The sequence below is a fragment of the Streptomyces sp. NPDC001920 genome (assembly GCF_053594495.1).
The window spans coordinates 1-22,793 of the sequence record NZ_JBSFEP010000037.1 but is presented as its reverse complement, the minus strand read 5'-3'; the positions used below and the strand labels follow the sequence as shown (position 1 = coordinate 22,793).

Here is a 22,793-nt window from a genome sequence, read left to right as displayed (position 1 = left end):
CAAGTGACCGAGCGGATCGACATCGACTTCCCCTTCCGGGTGGACCGCCGGGGGCGGACCGCGGACGTCGGATACGACGGCCACATCCGGGACCTGATCGAACTGGTGCTGTTCACCGGCCCGGGCGAACGCGTGATGCGGCCGGACTTCGGCTGCGGCCTGCTGGACCTGGTCTTCGAGCCGAACAGCCCGGAGCTGGCGGCCACCCTGCAACTGGCCGTCCACGCACAGCTGGAGCGCTGGCTGGGTGACGTGATCCAGATCGACGCGGTGCTCGTCGAAAGCAACGACACCGTGCTGCGGGTCCGGGTGGCGTACGTCGTCAAGGCGATCGGCGACCGCCGGACCGAGACCTTCGAGGGGAGGGAGACATGAACACCGGGGGGACAGCACAGTGCGGGACCGGGCGTCGGCGCGGGGATGTCAGGACCGCGAGGCTCAACGGCGTCGATGCCGTCGAGGCGCACGACGACGGACTGACGCTGGTGGTGACGTTCCTCGGCAAGGCACCGAAGCGGCTCGCCCCGGGCAACATCCGGATCGACGGCGGACGCCGGATCACCGGTGTGCACGTCACCGAGGTGACGATCGAGCGCGAGGAGGAAGCGGACCTGGACGACCGGGCGTTCGTCGTGGTCGACCGCACCGGCGACACCGCGCCGTACACGCTGTCCGTGGTGGAGCCGGACGCCTACGGGCGGCCGGGGACCGAGCCGTTGGCCGGGTTCGACCCGCGCTACTCCCGTGCCGAGTTCGTGTTCCGCCCGCAGTGCCCGGCGCAGACCGACTGTGCGTGCGGGTGCGGCGGGGAGCACCACGAGGCCCGGCCGGCGCCGGTGATCGACTACACGGCACGGGACTATGCGTCGCTGCGCCGGCTGCTGCTGGACCGGATGACGCTGGTCGCGCCCTCGTGGGTGGAGCGGCATGTGCCGGACCTCGGGATGACCGTGGTCGAGCTGCTCGCGTACGTCGGTGATCAACTGGAGTACCAGCTGGACGCGGTGGCGACCGAGGCGTACCTGCACACCGCGCGGCGGCGGACCTCGGTGCGGCGGCACCTCCGGCTGGTCGACTACCCGATGCATGACGGGTGCAACGCGCGCGCCGCGGTGACGCTGTGCGTGGACGACGAGGTGACACTGCGGCCGGGCAAGTTCCGGTTCGCGGCGATCGACGTCAGCCAGGTGGACCCCGTGGAGCGGCCGGACCTGAACGCGGTCGTGACCGAGAGGGCGCTGGCCGCTCTGCCGCCGGCCGTGCGGACCGAGGTGTTCGAGCCGGTCGCGAGCGGGAAGAGCGAGCTGCGGCCGACGCACAACCGGATCCGGTTCCACACGTGGGGCGACGAGGAGTGCTGCCTGCCCAAGGGCGCGACATCGGCGACGCTCGTCGACGAGGGGCTGTGCCTGGTGCCCGGTGACCTCCTGGTGATCGAGGAGGTGCTCGGCCCGCGCACCGGCGCTGCGGCCGACGCCGACCCGGCGCACCGGCAGGTCGTGCGGCTCACGTCGGTGACGCCGGCGAGCGACGCGCTCTACGACCAGGCGGTCGTGGAGGTCACCTGGGCCGACGGGGACGCGCTGACCTTCAGCGCCTGCCTGACGACGAAGGGCGGCCCGGCATGCGAGCGCCTGGTCGACGTGACCGTTGCGCGCGGCAACGTCGTCCTGGTGGACCACGGGCGGGACCTGACGTTCTGCGGCGGGCATCCCGAGGAGTACGACGTCCCGTCGGCGCCGGTGCCCCCGCTGGTGTGCGAGCCCGGCTGCTGCCCGGACCGTCCCGAGCAGGGGCCCGCCGGGGCGGCGGTCGTGGGGCTGATGACGGTGGCGCGGCGCGGTGAGCAGCTCACCGAGGAGCAGGTCGCGACGCTGCGCGGGCTGGTGGGCCAGGCGGCGCTGGACCGGGCCGGGCTGGATGCCGGCGCGCCCGCGGCCGATCAGGCGGCGAGCCTGGACACGCTGCTGGCGCAGCTGAGCCACCCGGGTACGGTGGAGCCGTTCCGCCCCGAGCCGACCGGCATGCCGGTGACGCAGCGGACGGCCTACCCGGACCCGGCGCTGGTGTCGTCCGGGCAGGCACACCTGCTCGACGGCATCGCGGCGCGGGCCAAGGCACGGATCACCGCGCTGTGGCGCGCGGCGCGGCCGCTGACCCCGGAGGAGACCGCCGAACTGCGGCTCCTGATGGGGCAGGTGGTGCTGGACCGGCTCGGGTTCGCGCACGACGAGGCGCGGGCGCTGCGCGACCTGCTGCTGCGCTACGAGCCGTTGCTGGGGGCCAAGATCCGGCGGCTGGCCCGGTTGTCCCGCCGGGCCCGCGACGGCGAAGTGCTCGGTGACTGGCTGACGGACGAGCTCACGCAGACCTGGGGCCCGCCGTACGCCGACGGACTGCGGGCCGACGACCCCGGGCTGGCCGGGCCGGCCTCGGCCGCGCTCACCCAGGACCCGCGCGCCGCGCTGCCCGCGATCACCGTCACGGGCTACACACCGGACGGCACGCAGGCGGGGGAGTGGACGCCACGCCGCGACCTGCTGACCGCGACGCCGGACACGAAGGCGTTCGTCGGCGAGGCCGAGCAGGACGGCCGCCTCGCCCTGCGATTCGGCGACGGAGTGAACGGCGAGCCACCACCGGCGGGCGGGCGAATCGCGGTCCGCTACCGGGTGGGCGACGGTGCCGCGGGCAACGTCGGTGCCGAGGCGATCGGGCACCTGGTGCTGTGCGACGCCAACGACGACGCCGTCACGCTGGTGCGCAACCCGCTGCCGGCGCACGGCGGGACCGAGCCGGAGGCCCTCGACGACGCGCGGCGGCTGGCGCCGCTGCAGCCGCACCAGGTCAAGCTCCGGGCGGTGACCGCGGACGACTACGCCGAACTGGCCTCGGGGGTGCCGGGTGTGCAGCGGGCGGCGGCCGACTTCCGCTGGACCGGTACCGGTCAGGAGGTGCACGTCGCGGTCGACGCCCTGGGCACCGGGGTGCCGGACGCCAAGCTGCTGGCCCGGGTCGAGCACACGCTGGACGGTGTGCGGCGGATCGGACACGACGTGGTCGTGCAGCCGGCGACGGCGGTGCCGTTGGACCTGGAGCTGCGTGTCTGTGCCGCCGTCGGCTACCAGCGCGGTCACGTCCACGACGCGGTGCGGCGGGCGGTGCTGGCGCTGTTCGCGCCGGACGCGGTGACGTTCGGCGATCCGGTGCGGATCAGCCGAGTGGTCGCAGCGGCGGCCGCCGTACCGGGCGTGACGAGCGTGCTGGTGACCCGGTTGCGGAGGTTGTTCGCGCCGGAAACCGGCGAGCTGGACGACGGGCTGCTGCGGATCGGGCCGCTGGAGGTCGCACAGCTGGACGGCGACCGCGACCGGCCGGAGAACGGCCGGCTGCACATCGAGATCGGGGGAGGCCGATGACCGGGAGCTGTCGGTGCGGTGCGGGCAGCGGGGACTGCTGCACGGGAACCGAGCTGAGGACGCCGTTCAGCCGGGCGAACCCGCCGGGGCTGCCGCAGATCGCGTACCGGACCGGTGACCACCACGCGTTCTGGTCGTCGATGCTGGCGCGGCTGTCCAGCCCGGCGTACCCGGAGCTGCGCGACCTGCTGGTACGCACTGCTGACGACCCGGCGCTGTCATGGCTGGACGCGTGGGCGGTGCTGGGCGACCTGCTCGGATTCCACACCGAGCGGGTGGCGAACGAGGGCTATCTGCGCACCGCGACGCGGGCGGACTCGCTGCTGCTGTTCGGCCGGCTGGTGGGGCACACGCCCCGGCCGGGTGTCAGCGCCGGTGTGTTTCTCGCCTACCGGGTGGACCGGGACCGGGAGGTGACGATCCCGGCCGGGTCGCGGGCGCAGAGCGTGCCGGGGACGGGCCAGGAGCCGCAGTCGTTCGAGACCGTCGAGGACCTTGCGGCACGGGCGGCGTGGAACGAACTGAAGGTGCGGCTGCGGCGGCCGTACCCGGTGCGACTGCGGGCGGACCGCACCATCGACCGGCGCGAGGTGCACCTGGCCGGCGCGGCGGCACGGCTGCAGACGGGTGACCGGCTGCTGTTCGTGTTCGGCACCGAACCGGGGCGGCAGGCTCTCGACGTGGTGCAGGCGAGCACCGTCGACGAGGCCGAGGGGATCACCTCGGTGCTCATGCCGGGTGCGAAACCGCCGTCGTTCGCCGAGCTGCAGGACAGGTTCCGGGACAAGGTCGCCGCACTGCTGGAGGACGACACGTACCGCGACAGCAGGATCGTCAGGCGGTATGTCGACACCGTGCTCGTGCCCCTGCGCGATCGGCTGCCGTCGGAGCCCGTTCCCATCGGGTCCGTCCCCGTCAGCCTGGTCGGCCGCGACGAGCACGGCGGGAGCCGCGATGAGAACGGCGAGGACCCGGACACGATCACGACCCCGACCGAGTTCACGCGGGCGCTCGACGACGCCCTGCAGCGGCTGGAGGAGTCGCTGGCGGCGGCAGCGCCCTACCCGGCGGTGCACGACTTCCTCACGGCGCTGCGCACGGACCTGACCGGGATCCGCATGTCGGCCGGCCGGCTGGAACCCGAGCAGGACCGGCCCACGGACGCGGACGAGAGGCTGTTCGACCAGCTCGCCCTCGCGCGCTTCGTCGCCACCGGCGACGGTGCCGTCGCCAACGGTGCCGACAGTCATCGTGCTGACGGCAACGGGCCTCGTGGTGCGCAGACGGCCGAGGACGACCCGGCCCTGCTCGGACTGGCCGCGCTGCTCGGGTCGCTGCGCAAACCGCTCACACCGCAGCCGTCGTCCGCCCGCGCGCTGCGGCTGGACCCGGCGGACGTGTTCAACACCGGCTCCGACGCCGGTGTCCGGCTGCTGACCGCGCTCGACCCGCGGCTCGCCTCGCTGTACGAGGCCTGGCGCAACGTCAACCTCACCAAGCCGCTGCCGCTCGCCGGGCTGCAGGCGATGCGCACGGTGGCGTCCCCGTTCGGCGCGACCGCGCCGCTGCAGCCGGATTTCGCGGACAACGGGCGGATCGTCGGGCACATCGAGTGGCCGCTGACGGGATCGAAGTCGCTCACCTTCACCGTCGAGTACGACACCGGCACGCCGAGGACGCTCATCGCGCGGTGGATCGAGTCCGGTAGCCCGGTCAGCGAGTCGCAGGACCTGCCGTTCGTCGGTTCGATCCGGGTGGGGCCGCTGGGGGTCTGGGTCACCACCACGACACCGGACGACGCACCGGCCACCGTGTCGCTGTGGTGCTGGGGCAACGAAGTCGCACGCACGGTCACCTTCACCGGGCCGAAGCCGGACAGCGGTACACCGCACGGAAAGATCACCGTAGAGGTCGCCCCGACGTTCGGGACCGACCCGGCGCCGGTCGTCCAGAACCTCGACCCCGGGGACGAGGAGACCACCACCCACGGCGGTATCAACGTCGTACTCGGCCGGGCCGAGCGGGCCGACGACCCGGACACTGTCACGGTCGCGCTCACCACCACCAGCACGGTGTCGCCGAAGGTGCTCGTGCTGGACGCCGTGTACCCGGGGATCGGACCGGAGAGCTGGGTCGTGATCGAACGGCCCGGCGCCGTACCCTCGTTGCAGAAGGTGATCACCCGGGTCGAGAGCGCCCGGGTCATCTCACAGGCCGACTTCGGGATCACCGGCAAGGTCACCGAGCTGACACTGGCGGACGCCTGGCTCGGCCCGGAGGACACGCAGCTGTCCCAGATCCGCAAGACCACGGTGTACGCCGGCGGCGATCCGCTCACCGTTGCCACCGAGCCGATCCCGGACGACGTGGCCGGCGGCGTCATCGAGCTGGCCGAGCTGTACCAAGGGCTGGAGCCGGGCCGCTGGGTGATCGTGGCCGGCGAGCGCACCGACATCCCGGACACACCGGGGGTGAAGGCCGCCGAGCTCGCGATGGTCGCCGGCGTCTCGCACGCGGTCGACCCGGCCAAGCCCGGGGAGCCGGTGCACACCACGCTCACACTCGCGGGACCGCTGGCGTACACCTACCGCCGCACGACGGTGACGATCCACGGCAACGTCGTGCGGGCCGATGCCGGCGCGACCCGGGACGAGCCGATCGGCAGCGGCGACGCGGGGCGGGCCGGCCAGACCTTCACCCTGTTCGCCGCGCCGCTGACCTGGCTGCCGGCCGACAACCCGCGCGGCGCCCGCAGCACCCTGCAGGTGCGGGTCGACGGGGTGCTGTGGCAGGAGGTGGACAGCCTCGCCGGGCAGCCGCCGACCGCGAAGGTCTACGTCACCGGCACCGGCGAGGGCGGCCGCACCACGGTCGCCTTCGGCGACGGCGTGCACGGCGCCAGGCTGCCGACCGGCCACGAGAACGTCCGGGCGCGCTACCGGGTCGGGACCGGCGCCGCGGGCAATGTCGCCGCCGACACGGTGACCACGCCGCTGACCCGCCCGCTCGGCGTCACCGGTGTCACCAACCCGCTGCCGGCCAGCGGCGGGGCCGACCCGGACGGGCTGCGCCAGACCCGGCGGCAGATCCCGCTCGCGGTGGCAGCGCTGGACCGGCTGGTCGGGGCCACCGACTACGAGGACTTCACCAGGTCGAGGGCCGGGATCGGCCGGGCCGCGGCACGACGGATCTTCGGCGGTCGCGAGCTGATGCACGTCACCATCGCGGGCGCCGGTGACATCACCCTCGACGAGGACGGCGAGATCGTCCGGTCGCTGCGCTCCGCGCTCGCCCTGTACGGCGACCCGCAGCTGCCGGTCCGGGTGGACGTGCGCGAACTGGTGCTGCTGGTGATGTCTGCCGGGCTGAAGATCGCGCCGGACCACTCCTACGACCTGGTGGAGCCGAAGGTACGGCGCGCGCTGCTGGAACGGCTCGGGTTCGACAGCCGCGAGCTGGGCCAGCCGGCGTACCTGTCCGAGGCGATCGCCGCCGCGCAGGCGGTACCGGGCGTCGAGTACGTCGATGTCGACGTGTTCGCCGGCGTCCCGGGCAGCATGACGCCGGCCGGGCTGCAGCAGCTGGCGTCCACGCTGACCATGCCGAACCCGATGGTGCCGGCCCGGCAGGCGTCCCACACGGTCGAATACCACGACGTGCGGCCGCCCGACGGCGGCGACCCCGCGTCGTTCAGCGAGTCGTTGACGCTGGTCGCCGCGCGCAACGGCATCACGGTCGCCGAGCTGCTCCGGCTGAACCCCGGGCTGCCCCCGGCCGAGCCGTTGCCGGCCGGTACCCGTGTGGTGGTGTTCGCCGGTGTGCGGCCGGCGCAGCTGGTGCTGCTGTCACCCGCTGTCCCGACCACCTTGATCCTGAAGGAGGTACGCCGATGAGCCGCAAGCCGGACCGGCTGAGCGAGCTGATCGCGCTGCACATCCGCAAGACCGATGCCGCGAACGGGTCCGCGCTGCGGGCGCTGCTCGCGGTGATCGGTGAGCAGGTCGACCTGGTGCACAGCGACCTGGAGCGGATGTACGACAACTGGTTCGTGGAGACCGCCGAGAGCTGGGCGGTTCCCTATCTGGGTGACCTGGTGGGCTACCGGCTGCTGCCCGGTCACGAGGAGGCGCTCGCGACGGCGACCACGGACCGGCTGGTGGCCCGGCTGGCGCCGCGGAGGGACGTCGCCGCGACGGTGGGTTCGAGACGGCGCAAGGGGACGCTGCCGACGCTGGAGGAAGTGGCGTCGTCGGTGGCGGACTGGCCGTCGCGGGCGGTCGAGTTCCATCGGCTGCTGCTGTGTGACCAGCCGGTCAGGCTGTACCCGTCCTCGGACGAGGCCGCGGTACGCCGGACACGGGGGGCGCCGGGGCTGGTCGACGTGCGCGACGACGTGGAACTGGTGGGGCTCGGCGGGCCGTTCGAAACGCAGGGCCACCTCGCCGGAGCCGCGCGCATAAGCTCGTCGCGGCGGCAGGGGCGGTACCGGCCGGCGAACGTCGGCGTGTACGTGTGGCGGCTGAAGCCGCAGCCGCTGACGTACGCGCCGGCGTACTGCATCGACCGGGCGCGCCACCAGTTCACGTTCTCGATCCTGGGCAACGACGTGCCGCTGGCGACGAAACCGGTGCCCGAGCCCTCGCCGGAACACATCGCGGGACGGGAGCACGTGCCGGCGCCGATCACCCGGCGCGAACTCGCTGACCGGCTGCCGGACTTCTACGGCCGGGACAAGAGCTTCGCGATCTGGCGTGACGGGCAGCCGGACCCGGTGCCGGTGAGCGACATCGTGGTGGCCGATCTGTCCGGCTGGTTCTACCGGGCGCGGCGCGGCCAGGTGGTCGTGGACCCGGAACTCGGTCGGATCGTGTTCGGGGCGCGGTCGGCGCCGCGGCGCGGCGTGTGGGTGAGCTACCAGTTCCTGCAGCCGTCCGCACTCGGTGGCGGGGAGTACCCGCGGGACGTGACGACGCCGGGTGCGGCGAAGGTGTACCGGGTGGGGCCGCAGGAGGAGTTCGAGCGGATCCAGCAGGCGTACGCGGCGTGGCAGGGCGACAACGCCGATGGCAACCAGCCGGAGGCGGTGATCGAGATCGCGGACTCCGGGGCGTACCAGGAGCAGCTGGAGTTCGTGCTGTCACCGGGGGACCGGCTGGAGGTGCGCGGAGCGGAGCGCAAGCGGCCGGTGCTGCGGCTGCTGGACTGGTACAGCAACCGGCCGGACTCGCTGCAGATCCGGGCGCTCTGCGCGCAGGAGGGCGACGACCGGCCGCCGCCACGGTTCGTGCTCGACGGGCTGCTGATCACCGGCCGCGGGGTCAGCGTGACCGGGCCGATGGGCGCGGTCGTCGTACGGCACTCGACGCTGGTGCCCGGGTGGTCGCTGGAGCCGCACTGCCGTGCCACGCACCCGGAGGAGCCCAGCCTGGTGCTGGAGAACACCACGGCGTGCGTGGAGATCGCGAACAGCGTCGTCGGATCGATCCTGGTGGTGAACGACGAGGCCGGGACCGATCCCATCAAGGTGTGCGTCAGCGACTCGGTGCTGGACGCGACCGGCGCGGACCGCGAGGTGGTGTCGGCGCCGGAATGCCGGCACGCGCACGCGGAGCTGACGGTGCGGCGCTCGACCGTGATCGGCGAAGTACACGCGCACGCGGTCCGGCTGGGCGAGAACGCCGTCTTCGACGGCCTGATGCACGTCGCGCGGCGGGGAATCGGATGCCTGCGGTTCTGCTACGTGCCGCCGGGTTCGCGGACACCGCGCCGCTACCACTGCCAGCCCGACCTGGTCCGGGAGGACCTGCGGCGGCTCGCCGAGTTCGGTGAGGTGGACCCGGCGGACCTGCCGCGGCTGCGCTCGCTGGAGGCCGCGCGGGTGCGGCCACGGTTCACCAGCCGTCGGTACGGGACGCCGGCCTACCTCCAGCTCGCGCTCTCGTGCGCGGTGGAGATCGGCCGGGGCGCGGACGACGGCGCAGAGCTGGGGGTCCTGCACGACCTGTTCCAGCCACAGCGGGAGGACAATCTGCGGGCGCGGCTCGCGGAGTTCACACCGGCCGGCATGGACGCCGGGATCGCCGCAGTCAACTGACACGGCGTCAATGGATCGCTCGGGAGGGAAGATGCACGGCGATTTCTCGCGCCGGACGTACCGGCCGGAGGAACACTATGTTGCGGTGGTCAGCCAGCAGGGACGGGTGCTGCTGGACGCCGAGTCCAACGAGCAGGCCGACCTCGGTCTGTCGGCCAACCGGTCACTGGCCGCCGACCTGATCGGCCGGCACGGCGGGCCCGGTGACGGCTTCAGGATCGCGTACAGCGCGGAGTCCGAGGGCGAGAAGGCTTCGCTCACCATCGCGGCCGGCCGGTACTACGTGGACGGCATCGCGGTCGACGCCACCCGCCCGGAGCCGTTGCCGACGGTGGACGAAAGCGGCGGTCGGCCGACTGACGCCGGCCACGACCACGCCGGGCGCACTCACCCGGACACCGCCGCGAAGAAGCCCGTCGCGGCGACGAGGACGGCGTCCGCACAGGCCGGGGCACCTGCCGGCGACGGCACGGGAGCCGGCCCGTGGACGTACTGGGACCAGCCGTACGCCCACCGCGATCTCGAGCGGGACGCCGACGAGCTGCCGTCCGGCCCGTTCCTGGCCTATCTGCGGGTGCACGACCGGCTGGTGACGGCCGTGCAGGACCCGCTGCTGCGGGAGATCGCGCTCGGCTCCGCGCTGCCCGACACCACGGCGCGGGTGCGGGTCGACTGGGAGGTGTTGCCGCTGGAGCTGGACAAGGGCCGGCAGCGTGATCCCGGGAGGGCGTTCGACGAGTGGGTCGCCGCGCAGCAGGACCGCACCTGCCGGCTCGCCGCGCGGGCCGAGCGGCCGGCGCGGGTCGAGGACGACCCGTGCCTGGTGGCGCCGGACGCGCGGTATGGGGGACCGGAGAACCAGCTGTACCGGGTGGAGGTCCACCGCGGCGGTGGGGCCGGCGAGGCGTCGTACAAGTGGTCGCGTGAGAACGGTTCGGTGGTATTGCCGCTGACCGCGATCGACGACGCGTGGGTCACCCTGGAGGCGCTGGGCCGCGACGACAAGCTCGACCTGGACGTCGGCACCTTCGTCGAGGTCTGCGACGACGCGTCCGTCGGGCGCGGTGAGATCTTCGACCTGCTGCAGGTGGTCGAGGTGGACCTGCCCGGGCGGCGCGTGCGCCTGTCGGCGGAACCGGACCGGACGGTCGGGCGGCAGCCGGGGCGGCATCCCTATCTGCGGCGCTGGGACCAGCTGGAGCGCCGTCGGCGCGGTGCGCCCAGGCTGGAGGGCGGTGCGGTGAAGCTGGCCGAGGGCGAGTGGATCGACCTCGAGGACGGGGTGCAGGTCTACTTCGCGCCCGGCGGGCGGTACGTGTCCGGTGATTACTGGACCTTCGCCGCCCGCACCCTCACCGGCGCCGTCGAGTGGCCCACGGACGCCGTGGGGCGGCCGCTGCTGGCCCGTCCGGCAGGCGTCGCCTACCACTACGCGCCGCTGGCGTGGATCAGCGGCGGCAAGGCCCAGGACCTGAGGAAGGTGTTCAGACAGCTCACGGCGTGACCGGCCGGTGGCTGGGCTCGGCATCGTGCGGCCACCCCGGACGGATCCCTGAACGGGGCTGGCCCGCGTCCGTCCTGCCACGGGGTGACGCCAGTGCCATCCGGCGTAGCGGCGGACCTGGTAGCCGTCCAGGCCGCATTCCTGCTTCGCGGTCTGGAAGCTCTCCTCGACAGCCCATCGGCTGCCCGCGCTGCGGATCAGCTCGTGCAGGGTGGTGTGGGCCGGGCAGTAGGCGATGTAGTAGGAGATCTCCTAGGGCTTGCCGACACTGCGGCGGGCGAGGAGCCAGTGGATTCAGACAGCCCGGCGACACCGGATGCAGCGGAGCACCACGAAGGCGACGATCACCGGGGCAGGCACCCCGGAGTCCGGCGCCCTGTTCGGCTCGTCCGTCTCGGCCGCCGACATCAACGGCGACGGCTACAGGGACCTCGCGATCGGCGTCTACGGAGAGAAGATCAGCCAGGAGACGACCGAGGGCGGCGTCCACGTCCTGCTGCGGCAGCGCGAGCGGGATCACCGGCACCGACTCCCAGTGGCTCGCCCGCAACACCGCCGGCGTCCCCGGCGACGTCGCAGGGAACGACTGCTTCGGGGAGCCGGTCCGCCTCCGTGACACCAACCGCGACGGTACGGCCGACCTCTACGTCGGCGCCATCAACGGCTCGCTGCGCTTCCCCGGCACGTCGTCCGGCGTCACCACGACCGGTGTGACCGACGCCGACACCGAACTCATCTCGCAGTTCCCCGCTCCCCTGAAACGGGGCTTCGCCCCTGAACCGGGCCCCGTTTGGGGTACAGGGGGCGGAGCCCCCGACGGCAACGCCGAGGGCCGTACCCATGGCGGAGGGTCCAGGGGGGCGCAGCCCCATGGTGGAGTGTCTCTTCTGCGCACAGCGGTCGGAGTGAGTCGGCCACGGTGGTCGCCAACGCCGCCGCCATGCAGGCGGCCCGGCTGTCGCGTGGGGTGGGCGCCGGGTTCCACGGCTCCGCCCACCCCCGCGGCGGCCCGCCCCACTGGACGCACGACAGCGCGAAACGGGTGATGGGCTGGATGGTCGACTCCCTGGAGAGATCAGGTCGCGTTCCGCCCGTCGAATACGAAGCCGGCTACGACACCGAATCCACGAAGTCCCAGGTCATCGCCACAACCTGAGATCTTCACCGAACCCGGGGCGGTTCAGACCGTCCCCTGCTGGGCTCGATGCAACCGGGCGTAGCAGCCTGCCACGCGGATCAGCTCTGCGTGCGTTCCGCGCTCCACCACCCGTCCGCCTCGAATGACCAGAATCAGGTCCGCCTCCCTGACCATGCTCAGACGGTGAGCGATCACGACGCAGGTCCTCGGTGCGAGGAACCGGCGCAGGCTCCGGTGCAGCTCCTGCTCGGTGAGGGCGTCGTAGTGCGATGAGGCCTCATCCAGCACAACGATCGGGGGTGCCTTGAGCAGGACCCGGGCCAGGGAGAGACGTTGGCGTTCTCCACCGGACAGCCGTAGGCCCTGGTCTCCGATCACTGTGTCCAGGCCGTCGGGAAGCCGTTCGACGACCGGAAGAACCAGAGCGTCGCGACAGGCCTGCATGAGTTCGTCCGTGGAGGCTTGCGGGCGGGCGATCAGGAGGTTGGCTCGGATCGTGTCGTGGAAGAGAAACGTGTCCTGGGTGACCACCCCCACCGAGGACCGTACGTCTTCCAGGCTGAGGGCGCGTACATCGGTCCCTCCGATGAGTATCCGCCCCGCGGTCACGTCCCAGGTGCGGTTGAGAAGCCGGGCGAGGGTGGACTTACCCGATCCGGAGAGGCCCACGACCCCGACCGTGGCTCCAGGGTCGGCGGTGAAGTCCACGCCGAGCAGGGCCGCCTGATCTCCGGCGCCCGACGCCGGGCGCTCTTGTCCTCCCAGGGACGAGACCACAAGTTGATCCGATGGCGGATAGCTGAAGTGAACGCCTTGGAAGGTGATGCTGTACGACTGGGCCGCGGGGCGTCTGGGAAGTGGACGCGGCCGTGCCGGCTCTGCGATGCTCGGGACGAACTCCAGCACCTCGCGGATCCGGCTGAACGCCACCAGGCCGGCGACGAGATCGGAGCGGACCGCGGAGAAGGCGGCGAGAGGCGAGTACACACGGGCCATCAGCGCGACGAGCGCCACGACAGAGCCCACACTCAGGGAACCGTCGACTGCCAACTGCCCGGCTACCAGATAAGCAGCAGCCGTGATCAGACTCATCACCAGGATCACGGAGGCCGCGAGCGAGGCGGAAAGCACGGACATGCTCACCGAGACATCCCGGACCTGAAGCGCCCGGGTCCGGAACGCAGCCAGTTCGCGGTCTGCGCTGCTGAAGTTTCGTATCACCTCCGCACCGCCAGGGCTGAGGCGCTCGCCGACCAATGCGTCCAACTCGGCCTGGGCTGTGAGCTGTTGGCGACCGACGCGCTGCAGTGCTCGGGACAGCCGGGAGGTTATCGCCTGCATCATCGGTACGAGAAGCAGAGCCGCGACGGCAAGCCGCCACTCCACCGCCAGCATCACTGCCCCCGACACGACCAGTAAGACGACGGCCCCGCCTCCCACCGGCAGGGTCGTGGCGATGAGTTTCCGCAGACCTGCCAGATCACTCTGTACCCGGGAGACGATCGCACCCGTGCGGGAGGCCGTGAAGAAGCCGTGCGACTGGCGCTGGAGGTGGGTGAACAGTTCCTCTCGCAGATGCAACGCCACGTCCTCGGCGAGCCGGGTCGCGAACCGCCGCTCCAGCAGGAGGAGTCCGGCCTGGGCGAGGCCGAGCACGGCCAGTGCGCCTGCCAACGTCCACACCACGCTGGAGTCCCGCCCGAGAATTCCCTGGTCGATCAACTGCTGCCCGACGAGTGCGGGAGCGACCGACGCGATGGACTGCATCGTGACCAGCAGCAGAAGCACGGTGATGCGGCCCGTATAGGGGCGAAGTGAGCGCAACAGCGCCGCGTGGTTGTCTGGAGGCATCGGATACCGTCCCTCGGTCGGTGAGGTGCCAGGGTCACCGCTCCCGCGCTGAACGGGAGCGGCGACCCTGGCGTGCTGCTAGTAGGCAGGCTGCTCGGCGTAGCTGTCGTAGCAACCGATCGACCAGCCGCTGTGGATGGGGGAGGGCACGCAACAACCCCCAGTGCTGAGGTAGCTGGAAATGCCCTGGGCGTGGCCGTCGTCCGCGGCAGCCAGCCCCTGAAGGTCCAGAATGGACATGTGATTCACCTCCTCTCTGCGCTGGTGGGAACAGGACTCGGACCCGGCGCGACAGCCCGGTCCGAGGATTTGAGGGGAAGCAGGAACGGCAGGGAGATGAGCCGTTCCGCCTGTGTACCCGCGGCGCGGGCGGCAGCCAGGCCGAGCAGCACGCCCGCGGTTCCGGTGGCAAGGTCCATCGACATGCGGAGCAACTGCGTTCCGGGGAAGGCCAAGTGCCCCTCCCAGTCCAGGGCGTGCCAGTCGAAACCGGCAGCCTGTTGCTCGGCGCAGGCGGTGTCGACGTTGCGCCGGGCGGCGTTGAACAGCACCAGGCCCGCGAGTCCGGTGAAGAGCCCGGGGAACACGCAGTAGGCGGGCGCGGCCGCACGCCGGATCGCCGCGAGGTCTGCTTCGAGATCCGGCTCGGACCGGCAGGCCAGATAGCGCTGGAGCGCGAAGCCGAGGCCGACACTGCCCGCGTCCAGATATGGCATCTGCCGGAAGCCCTCGTTGATGAACAGCGCACCGGACTCGTCACGCACGCATCGGCGCAGGTCCTGCCGCAGGGCCCGCTCGGCCGAGTCGAGCCACTGTGCGTCACCCGTCTCCTCGAAGACGGCAGTCAAGAACAGCGCCGGCCCGGCGGAGCCGTGCATCAGTCCGGCCCGTGGATGCTCGCCACCGCTCGTCTCAGGGACGTCGGTGATCTCGCCCAGCCTCCCGCGTACGGACTCTGCGAGATCCATCGCGTATTGGGCGTACTTGTCCTCACCGCACTGCCTGGCGAAGTACAGCCAGTTCAGCCCCGCACCGGAGAGACCGTCGAACAGTGAAAGGCCTGCATCGCTGGTACGGATCCCCGACGGCCGTGGAAGGGTGTCGAGAGCAGCGTCCCCATGGCCGAGCTCCCACAGTGCATGGGCGATGCCGTGCCGGCCGTTGTAGAAACCAGGCGCGGTCCCGGCGCCGTCATGGGTGGCCCTGTCGAGCAGCCAGCGTTCCGCCGAGGGCACCCGTTCGGCGCCGACCGACCGCAGAGCCCACAGCACACCGGCCGCCCCGTACGCCATTCCCAGCCCGCCCGGCGGGTCATCGAACTGCGCGATGTCGCCGGGGAAGAACCGGTCGTCGCGCCCTGGGCTCGCGCTGTCCCGCACGGCGCGGATCATTGACGCCCGCGCAGCTGGCCAGGCGTCCTCGGCCAGGCTGATCACACGAGGGGAGGCCGGAGCGGGGCTGCGGCTCCCCAGTTCCGCGAGGGCGTCGTCGAACCACGTGCGTGGTGCGCCGAACCGATCCGCGATGACGTCGGCCAGGTGGCTCGCCTTGCGACTGCTCAACTGCAGGAGTCCGGTCATCGGCGCGAACACCGCCAGTTTGAGGGCGGCGAGCGCGTACTCGTCCACTGCGGTGCCCGAACGTCCGGAAGGAGCGACGAACCCGGAGTTCGCCACCACTTGGCGACCGTCCTCCTCGGTGAACCATCCGCCTTCGAAATCGATCAGCCGGATCCTGTCGTCCCCGGCTGCCTCCTCATCCGGTGAGGGGTACAGGACGTTGTGCATGTGGAGGTCGCCGAAGACGACTCCCCGGGCGTGCATGGCCCGCACCGCGTCCGCGACGCGCTGCCACACGGCCATCGCCCACTCCCGGTACTCCGCCAACTCATCCTCTGCGGGGGCGAGGTGACGCATCAGCGGATTGCGGCGACCGCACGCGCTGTAGAGGGGCTCACCGGTGACGAATTCCTCGACCAGGAACTCGTGCCCGGCAGCACGGTGGTAACCCATGAGCCGGGGAACGGACGGCAGCCCGCGCAGCCGCTCCAACAGATTCCTCTCGCGCCGCAGTCGGGTCACGGCGTCGCGACCCGCCGTGTCCAGTCCCGCGTGGGGCCGCCCTTCTTTCACGGCGACGCGGGTACCACCTTGCGCCAACCGGCCTTCGTAGACGCCTCCTCCGTTGGAGTAGTGCAGAGCCGCATGGATGCGGAAGGGCAGGCTGTCGACGCGCTCGGCGTTGCGGCGGTCGAGCTGCGGGCGAAGGAAGTCCGGCAGAGTCGCCCAGTCGGGCAAGGTGAACACCGGCCCTCGGGTGTCCGGGACGAGCGTGCCGTCCGGAGCTTCGATCGCCCCCACCTCGCGCCCGTCCGCCCCGCGCACCTTGCGCGGCACGAACGCCCCGTAGCGTACGTAGACAGGCCCGTCCTGCCAGCGCAGATCACTGAGGATGTACGGGCCCGGAACACCGTGCAGCAACTCACCGAGTTCGGTCACCAGCGATTCCAACTCTCGCTCACCGGTGGGATAGACCGTGATCAGCTTCCCGCTGCCCGCCCTCTCTCCATACTTGGCGTTGCGCTCCCGGTACTCCCGCAGACCCGGTACGACTTTGAAGGTGACACTCCGGGAGACACAGTGGTCGAACGCCTTGCGCACCACTTCCTCGGCAAGACTCTGGGTGGCGGTGACATGGATCTTCCACCCCTGAAGGGGCAGTCGCACCGCGGGAGGCCGGTAGTTCACCCAGCCTCGGCTCACCTCGCGGTGCCATCCGACGGGAGTCTCGGTGGCGCGGAGCGGCGCGAACAGCTTCGCGTCGGCAGTCACGACGTCGGCCCGGTCGTAGAACCGCGGGTCAGTGGTGCAGAAGGCCTCATAGAGGGCGTCCACTGCCCCTCCTTCCGTCAGATGGCATGGGATCGCGTTCCGTTCGGCTCGGAGCTACCGGGGACTGGGGAAACAGGTGTCCACGAGTCAGGCCCCGCGGCTGAGTCCCTGATCCGAACCCCAAGGCCGTCGAGGCGGCGGTCCTTCTCTGCGTTGGCTCATTGAGGCTCGCTCCATCGAGTTCGGCGGCCGGCGCATTGTTCAGCAGCACTGGTCAGACGACTGCCCCCTCAAGCCGCCTTGCCTCCGACGGTCAGCCGGTGAGGGGTGGCGGGAGGTCGTGAGATGCCGGTGGATCCGGGTGCAGGCCCTGTGCAGCAGTTCGCGTTCGAGTTGCGCCAGCTGCGCGCCGAAGCCGACGGGTCGACCTACCGGGTGATGGCTCGGCGGGCCGGGTACGGGGTGACGGCGCTGTCGCAGGCTGCACCAGCACCCGGCGCACGCGCCGAACCTGCTGCTCCGCTGCCGTGGCGGACGCGGACGTCCCGGACGGCGGTGCCGTCAGCTGGCGACGGCCACCCCAACAGGGTCGGGCGTACAGACTTGATCACGTGATTCTCGCCCTCCGAATGATGTCGACTGCCGCTGTCCCCCCACGGGTTGAGCCCGCCGAGAGCTGACCTGAACGACTCTTGCTCTGTCTTGGAGGGGCAACAAGGGTGAACGTTGTCCGGGACATGTCCCGGACAGGACAGGCGGGATGACGTGCGGCTTTACTCGTGTCCTGGACACAAGGGATGGAGCGGTACATGGGGGAGCGGTCCCTTCCACCGGACCCGGCGACAGCAAGAGACGCGGCGGAGTACGTGGCGCTGTTACGCGTGTTGAAAGAGTGGTCCGGCTTGACCTACCGAGAGTTGGAGAGCCGAGGCGAGGCAATGGGGACGGCCCTGCCGCGCAGCACCGTGGCGAACATGCTGCAGCGGCCGGTCCTTCCGAACGAGCACCAGACACTGACGTTCCTACGCGCCTGCGGCTGCTCGCCCGCCGAAACCACGGGGTGGCTGACCGCGTACAAGCAGATCGCCTCTCCCGATGGCGCCCGCGTGCGCGTCATGCCACAGCGCGTCGTGCCACAGGAGGACGAGACGGCGCCGGTGGTTACGCCCTCGTCGGGTGGTGCGGAGGTACCGCTGCCGGAAGGCGACGCCGCGAAGAGCGCACCGCGGTCGCTCGCCCACCGTCCACGGCCGCGTACCGGTGTCGTGTTCGCCGGCCTGACGGCGTTGGCGATAGCCGTGGCCGCGGTGATCGTCGGCCTTCGGGAGGCGGGCGACGACGAACACCCCCGAACGGCACGCCACGCGGCGCCGAGCGTGCCCGCCGACGCACCGAAACCTCCGGAGCCCGGGCCCTACAGGATCCGTGTTGCCCACTCGGGGCTGTGTCTTACCGAGAAGGCAGGCACGGATCACGGGCGGGTCTTCCAGGCCTCCTGCACGGACACGGTTCCCCGCTTCTCACTGGAACCCGCAGGCAAGGGCAGGTGGCGGATAGCCACCGACCACCCTGTGTTCGGCCCCGGATGCATGGGTGTGAGAGGTCAGGACCGCGCGATCGGCGCGTCGATGGAGAACGCGGTGTGCGGCAAGCGAGGCGACGCCGAGGCGTTCACCCTGGAACGGACCACCGCCCCGGTCCGCGGTTTCCGACTGCGCCCACGGCACACCAACCTGTGCCTCGGCATCCGCGAGGGATCGCGGGACCGGTGGGCAGAAATTCACCAACTGCCCTGCGCGCGTGAGGGTGTGGCGGACGTCTTCGTGTTCGACGCGGCCAAGAGTTGAGCGGTTGGGCGGCTCTTCATCGTGTGTCCGGCCGCCGGTACCCGTCCCGCCACCGTGGGCACCTCCGACGTGATCCGCTCACGGGACGGCCTGGACCGGCTCACCATGCTCGATCAGATACGCGGCCAACACGCCGCCTTGAACGCGCCGCGCTCGCGGGTGCAGCCGATGCGGTCGGCCTCCAGACCGGGTGAGGCGCGTGGAGCCGATGTGAGCCGACCGTTGCACTGATGTCCGAGCGGGGACTCGGGGGACATGGCCCGCACCCGGCTCAGGTTCCGGGGAGGATACGGCGCGTTTCGTAGGCCCACATCGCGATCTCGCCCCGGTTGTGGGCGCCGAGTTTGGCCATCAGGCTGGCCAGATGCGTCTTCACCGTGCTGAGGCTGATGTGCAGTGCGTCGGCGATCTCGGTGTTGGTCAGCCCGCGAGCGTGCCGCCCACGAGAACGTGGTCGGGCTCGGTCTCGCGCAGGGCCCTCAGCAGGCCGGGCGCCATGTCGGCTCGGCAGCGTGGGTGACGAACGGGTCCGCGACCTCGTCGCGGATATCGCGACTGGCCACGATCTGACTTGCCAGGTAGAGCGGCATACGCCGGGCAGCGGGCGACCACTGGCCCGCTTTCTCCGTCAGTTTCGGCAAGGCGGCGTAGCCGGCCGAGTAGACGCCACCCTGGTGGTACGGGCGGGAGGCCAGGTCGTCCCAGCCTGGATCCCGCGGGTGCGGGCCGACTGCTTCGAGCAGGCCGGGTGCCGCCCGCCAGGGCGGCCCATCGGCTCAGCAGAGGCGCCGGAAGCGGCCGACCGCGCGAGCGAGTTGACGCTGCGCGACCTCAAGACCATGCAGCAGAGCTGACGCCCGCCACACCCGCCACACCCGCGACGACCCAGGGACGCGACTTCTGTGGGGCGTCCGCGTGCACGCCGCCGGTACGCCAGCTCTGGTCATTTGCTCCGAGCGTGATCGTCCGACCGGAGCTGGTGCTGCGGAGAAGGTACCGGGGCATGCAGTTCACCGGACGCCACTGCCAAGACTGCTTTTCCGGAGACACGGCGTCCACGGAGGGCCTCAGCGGCCTCGACGAAGCGGTCCCATGGTCCTTGCCAGCCGATCTCGACGGTGAGGGCCCCCTCAGCGGCCAGTTCAACAAGAACGGCCAGGTCCGCGCCGACATCGCCTTCTATGACGAAGGAGGTCAGCGACTTGGCCGGACCGACGGTCGCATACGGCGGAAAGACCGCCGGCTCCCCGGATGTCCAGCCGATGCTCTGCACGCTGCCCCCCGGAGTGAGCAGGTTCCATGCCGCGACCAGTTGAGGGCCGCCGACGCTGTCGATGACCACGTCGACCGGTTGCTGAAGTTCCTCCAGCCCGATCAGCACTTCGTCGGCGCCGATCTCGGCCAACCCCTCCCCTCGAGCTGCCGAGCCCACGGACGCGATCACATGGGCACCGGCCCGCGCCGCCAGTTGGACGGCGAACCGGCCGACCCCGCCGGAGGCCCCGGTGACCAGTACCCTCTTGTCCGGTCCGAGCCCGGCGGCCCGCAGCGAGCGCAGTGCCGCCACTCCGGCGACGGGCAGAGCCACCGCCTGCGCCAGGTCCATGCTCTTCGGCACCTCCGCGAGCGCAGCCACGTCGATCGCGACGCGCTCGGCGAACGCTCCCGAGGTCAGGGCCACCACTGGGGTGCCCACCGCGGGGCCGGTTCCGTCGGCTGCGGCCTGAATGACCACTCCCGCCGCGTCCGAACCGAGCACCGCACCAGCAGGGATCCGCCCGGAGCGGGCGTCGTTGAGGTCGCCGTAGTTCAACGACGCGTGGGAGACGTCCACGAGGACCTGGCCCGGCCCGGGCACGGGGTCGGGCACCTCGGCGAGGCGGACGGCCGCGGATGCGGACGGATCGACGACGAGTGCACGAACAGACATGTCTTCCCCTTGGTTCATGACTTGTAACAGTAGTCATCATCGATAACCTTGCTGGTCATCGGAAGGAGGCACTTTCTTGTCACGCAGTCACACCCGTGTTACACAAGCGCTGAGGGACGAAGCCTGCCCGGTCACCGAGGTGCTCGACCGCGTGGCGGGCAAGTGGAGCATCGGCATCCTGATCGCCGCCGCCCACGGCCCGGTCCGCTTCACCGAACTGGAACGCGCCATCAAAGGCATCAGCCGGCGGATGCTCACGCTCAACCTGCGCAGACTGGAGCGGGACGGACTGCTTGTTCGCACGGTGTATCCGACCGTGCCACCCAAGGTCGAGTACAGCCTCACACCCATGGCCCAGGAGCTCCACGCTTCGCTGACCGGGCTGGTGGGGTGGGCCGAGCGGCATCGGTCCACCATCGCCGAGGCGCGCGCCGCTTATGACACCGCGGCGGAGCAAAGACCCGACGCCGACTGAACAGGGACGGCCCGCGCCGCTGCGAGCCCGCAACAGCCGGCGGGGAGGGCGATGAGCCCGCCATCCACGTCACCAGACCTGCACGATCGGTGTGGCGCGTGACCGGCCGTCACGCGGCGGAGGGGCGCTGCTCTCTGGACGCGTTGCCGAAGGCGCGGTGAGCACGGCGAGTCCGGTCCTGGCCTGGATGAACCAAGGCCAGGACCGAGCCTGCCGCCGCGAGGGGTGCTGTCGGTGGCGGCTATGAGACTGGACGGATGAACGGAGACGAGCAGCTGCTGAACGGCCGCGTCTACGGCCACGACCACGACGACTCAACCCCGGCCCGCTCCCGAACCGGACCTACGCCGAACTGGTCGGCGGACCGCTGGAGCGCACGCCGCGCTCGGGCCGGCGCCGACGCGCTTGAGGCGGTGGCGGTGCTCTCGATCCGCAGCATCGCGCGGCTTCGAGGTAGGCGAAGCCGTCGGCATCTCCTTCCCACTCACCGGGCCCCGTTCCCTGTTCCAGGACGCCTTGTACCCCGCCGGTGAAGAAGCGCTCAGCCTTGATGCCCCACCCCCCGACGTCGTCCGGCACATTGAAACCGCCACATTCATGCCACACCCTGAGTTCGGGCCGGGCAACCCATGAGCATCTGGCCCTCCCACCCGGCGGGCACACTCCCTCCTCGAGCGCGCCCGCGCTGCGACGCTGCGATCCGGGACCGAGTCGCCGCCGTCGTCGACGTCGGCCTGGCGGCCGGCACCGTCACCGTGTTCGTCATGACCAAGGACGGCTGCCTCCACCGCCGCCACCTGCGCGCTGAGCCCGCCGTCACCTCGCCCTCGTCCAGCGTGGCCGCCGCCGCGAACCCGGCCTGGACGAAATGATCGTGAAGACCGCGCTCGCTGCGCACTGCACCGACATCACCGAGGCCCGCACCGAACGTGGTGAGGAACCCGACTACCGCCTCTACACCGCCTGTTGGGCACCCGCCGCCGCGCCGCCCGCCCGAAGGCGGCAGTCTTCGGGCGGGACAGGAGGCCGGCCGCCAGCCCCGGCCGCACCCTTCGTGCCGCTTCAGGCGGGGGAGTGGGACATACCGCGCGTACCACTGCGCCACGGCCGCGCCGTCATCGCCATCGCCGTGCTCACCGCCCGGCTGCGCACCACACGCCGCCCCGGCCGCCCGTGTACGACCGGGCTGCGCACCAGCCGACCACGCCAGCCGAGCAACTGCCCCTCTTCGCCCAGGAGCAACGGCCCAGCCGGGCCGCCCGGCGGTCGACATCGCGGTCCTGCGCACCGACCTCGAGGCCCCGCGGCTGACCGCTGAACAGCTCGGCTGCCTCAGCAGCGCCGGGCAGTATCTCGCCGCACTGCGCAAGGACGCTACGGACGGTCTTCAGTTGTGATCAAGCAGGTAAGCCGCCGCACGGCCTCCTGCCCTGGCGCTTCCGACCCCACTGCCGTACCACTTTCGCGCCCTGCGCGAGCGCTGACCGCATTTCCCCAGGTCACCACGGAGTCTCGGGGCTGTGGTGGATCGTCACAACCCTCTTCTCTCCTCCGCTCACTGATTCCTAATGCGGTCTGTCAAGCAGTATGAGCGGTGGGTGGGACGGGATTGTAGGTCCGTCCGTCGCGGAGGAGGGCCCAGAGGACGTTGACCCGGCGGCGGGCCAGTGCCAGGACGGCCTGGATGTGGCGCTTTCCTTCGGC

At 71.2% G+C, this 22,793-nt stretch carries 15 protein-coding genes and 3 pseudogenes; 11 read left to right on the top strand and 7 right to left on the bottom strand.

The features are described 5' to 3' along the window. Positions 1-3: 3 nt before the first annotated feature. From ACWCPI_RS38230 to ACWCPI_RS38210, 5 genes are read left to right on the top strand one after another with little or no spacing between them, the layout of a single operon-like run. Positions 4-375, top strand: coding sequence for a GPW/gp25 family protein (locus ACWCPI_RS38230; protein ID WP_451042566.1), 372 nt, complete (start codon positions 4-6; stop codon positions 373-375). Further along, positions 372-3,419: a putative baseplate assembly protein gene (locus ACWCPI_RS38225; protein WP_451042565.1), complete on the top strand. Its 3,048-nt coding sequence runs from the start codon at positions 372-374 to the stop codon at positions 3,417-3,419. Before ACWCPI_RS38230 ends, ACWCPI_RS38225 begins: the two co-directional genes overlap by 4 nt. After that, entirely contained in the window at positions 3,416-7,312 is a 3,897-nt protein-coding gene (locus ACWCPI_RS38220) for a putative baseplate assembly protein (protein WP_451042564.1), read from the top strand. Before ACWCPI_RS38225 ends, ACWCPI_RS38220 begins: the two co-directional genes overlap by 4 nt. Then, positions 7,309-9,513, top strand: coding sequence for a hypothetical protein (locus ACWCPI_RS38215; protein WP_451042563.1), 2,205 nt, complete (start codon positions 7,309-7,311; stop codon positions 9,511-9,513). The genes ACWCPI_RS38220 and ACWCPI_RS38215 overlap by 4 nt, the downstream gene beginning before the upstream one ends. Positions 9,514-9,523: 10 nt before the next feature. After that, the gene (locus ACWCPI_RS38210; RefSeq protein ID WP_451042562.1) at positions 9,524-11,017 is read left to right on the top strand and encodes a DUF6519 domain-containing protein; all 1,494 of its coding nucleotides are present in this window, start codon (positions 9,524-9,526) and stop codon (positions 11,015-11,017) included. Positions 11,018-11,101: 84 nt separating this feature from the next. Here the strand turns inward: ACWCPI_RS38210 and ACWCPI_RS38205 are convergent. Beyond that, positions 11,102-11,308 (bottom strand): annotated as a pseudogene (locus ACWCPI_RS38205) (IS701 family transposase); the annotation flags it as partial. Between the two features lie 25 nt (positions 11,309-11,333). Between ACWCPI_RS38205 and ACWCPI_RS38200 the strand changes: the two are divergent. Further along, the gene (locus ACWCPI_RS38200) at positions 11,334-11,633 is read left to right on the top strand and encodes an FG-GAP repeat protein (RefSeq protein WP_451042561.1); all 300 of its coding nucleotides are present in this window, start codon (positions 11,334-11,336) and stop codon (positions 11,631-11,633) included. A 303-nt stretch (positions 11,634-11,936) separates the two neighbouring features. After that, positions 11,937-12,173: a hypothetical protein gene (locus ACWCPI_RS38195; protein WP_451042560.1), complete on the top strand. Its 237-nt coding sequence runs from the start codon at positions 11,937-11,939 to the stop codon at positions 12,171-12,173. Between the two features lie 24 nt (positions 12,174-12,197). Here ACWCPI_RS38195 and ACWCPI_RS38190 read toward each other — a convergent pair whose 3' ends face one another. The 3 genes from ACWCPI_RS38190 to lanKC all read right to left on the bottom strand — a co-directional run bounded on the left by ACWCPI_RS38190 (position 12,198) and on the right by lanKC (position 16,900). Further along, a complete protein-coding gene (locus ACWCPI_RS38190; protein WP_451042559.1) occupies positions 12,198-14,006 on the bottom strand; it encodes an ABC transporter ATP-binding protein in 1,809 nt (602 codons plus the stop codon). Positions 14,007-14,084: 78 nt separating this feature from the next. Beyond that, on the bottom strand, positions 14,085-14,246 hold the full coding sequence (locus ACWCPI_RS38185; RefSeq protein ID WP_451042558.1) for a hypothetical protein: 162 nt from the start codon (positions 14,244-14,246) through the stop codon (positions 14,085-14,087). A gap of 5 nt (positions 14,247-14,251) precedes the next feature. Beyond that, positions 14,252-16,900 (bottom strand): class III lanthionine synthetase LanKC, encoded by a 2,649-nt coding sequence (gene lanKC, locus ACWCPI_RS38180; protein WP_451042557.1) that lies wholly within the window; start codon positions 16,898-16,900, stop codon positions 14,252-14,254. A gap of 911 nt (positions 16,901-17,811) precedes the next feature. Between lanKC and ACWCPI_RS38175 the strand changes: the two genes are divergently transcribed. Continuing rightward, positions 17,812-18,684, top strand: a complete 873-nt coding sequence (locus tag ACWCPI_RS38175; protein ID WP_451042556.1) for an RICIN domain-containing protein — start codon at positions 17,812-17,814, stop codon at positions 18,682-18,684. A 271-nt stretch (positions 18,685-18,955) separates the two neighbouring features. Here ACWCPI_RS38175 and ACWCPI_RS38170 read toward each other — a convergent pair. Next, positions 18,956-19,117: pseudogene (locus ACWCPI_RS38170) on the bottom strand (response regulator transcription factor); the annotation flags it as partial. 79 nt (positions 19,118-19,196) lie between these two features. Between ACWCPI_RS38170 and ACWCPI_RS38165 the strand changes: the two are divergent. Next, positions 19,197-19,538, top strand: a complete 342-nt coding sequence (locus tag ACWCPI_RS38165) for a hypothetical protein (RefSeq protein ID WP_451042555.1) — start codon at positions 19,197-19,199, stop codon at positions 19,536-19,538. Positions 19,539-19,627: 89 nt separating this feature from the next. On the opposite strand, the gene ACWCPI_RS38160 is transcribed toward ACWCPI_RS38165, so the two are convergent. Then, positions 19,628-20,614, bottom strand: a complete 987-nt coding sequence (locus ACWCPI_RS38160) for a zinc-binding dehydrogenase (RefSeq protein ID WP_451042554.1) — start codon at positions 20,612-20,614, stop codon at positions 19,628-19,630. A 76-nt stretch (positions 20,615-20,690) separates the two neighbouring features. On the opposite strand from ACWCPI_RS38160, the gene ACWCPI_RS38155 reads away from it, so the two are divergent. Beyond that, entirely contained in the window at positions 20,691-21,089 is a 399-nt protein-coding gene (locus ACWCPI_RS38155) for a winged helix-turn-helix transcriptional regulator (protein ID WP_451042553.1), read from the top strand. Positions 21,090-21,718: 629 nt separating this feature from the next. Next, entirely contained in the window at positions 21,719-21,961 is a 243-nt protein-coding gene (locus ACWCPI_RS38150; RefSeq protein WP_451042552.1) for a hypothetical protein, read from the top strand. A gap of 706 nt (positions 21,962-22,667) precedes the next feature. Here ACWCPI_RS38150 and ACWCPI_RS38145 read toward each other — a convergent pair. Continuing rightward, a pseudogene (locus ACWCPI_RS38145) lies at positions 22,668-22,793 on the bottom strand (IS110 family transposase); the annotation flags it as partial.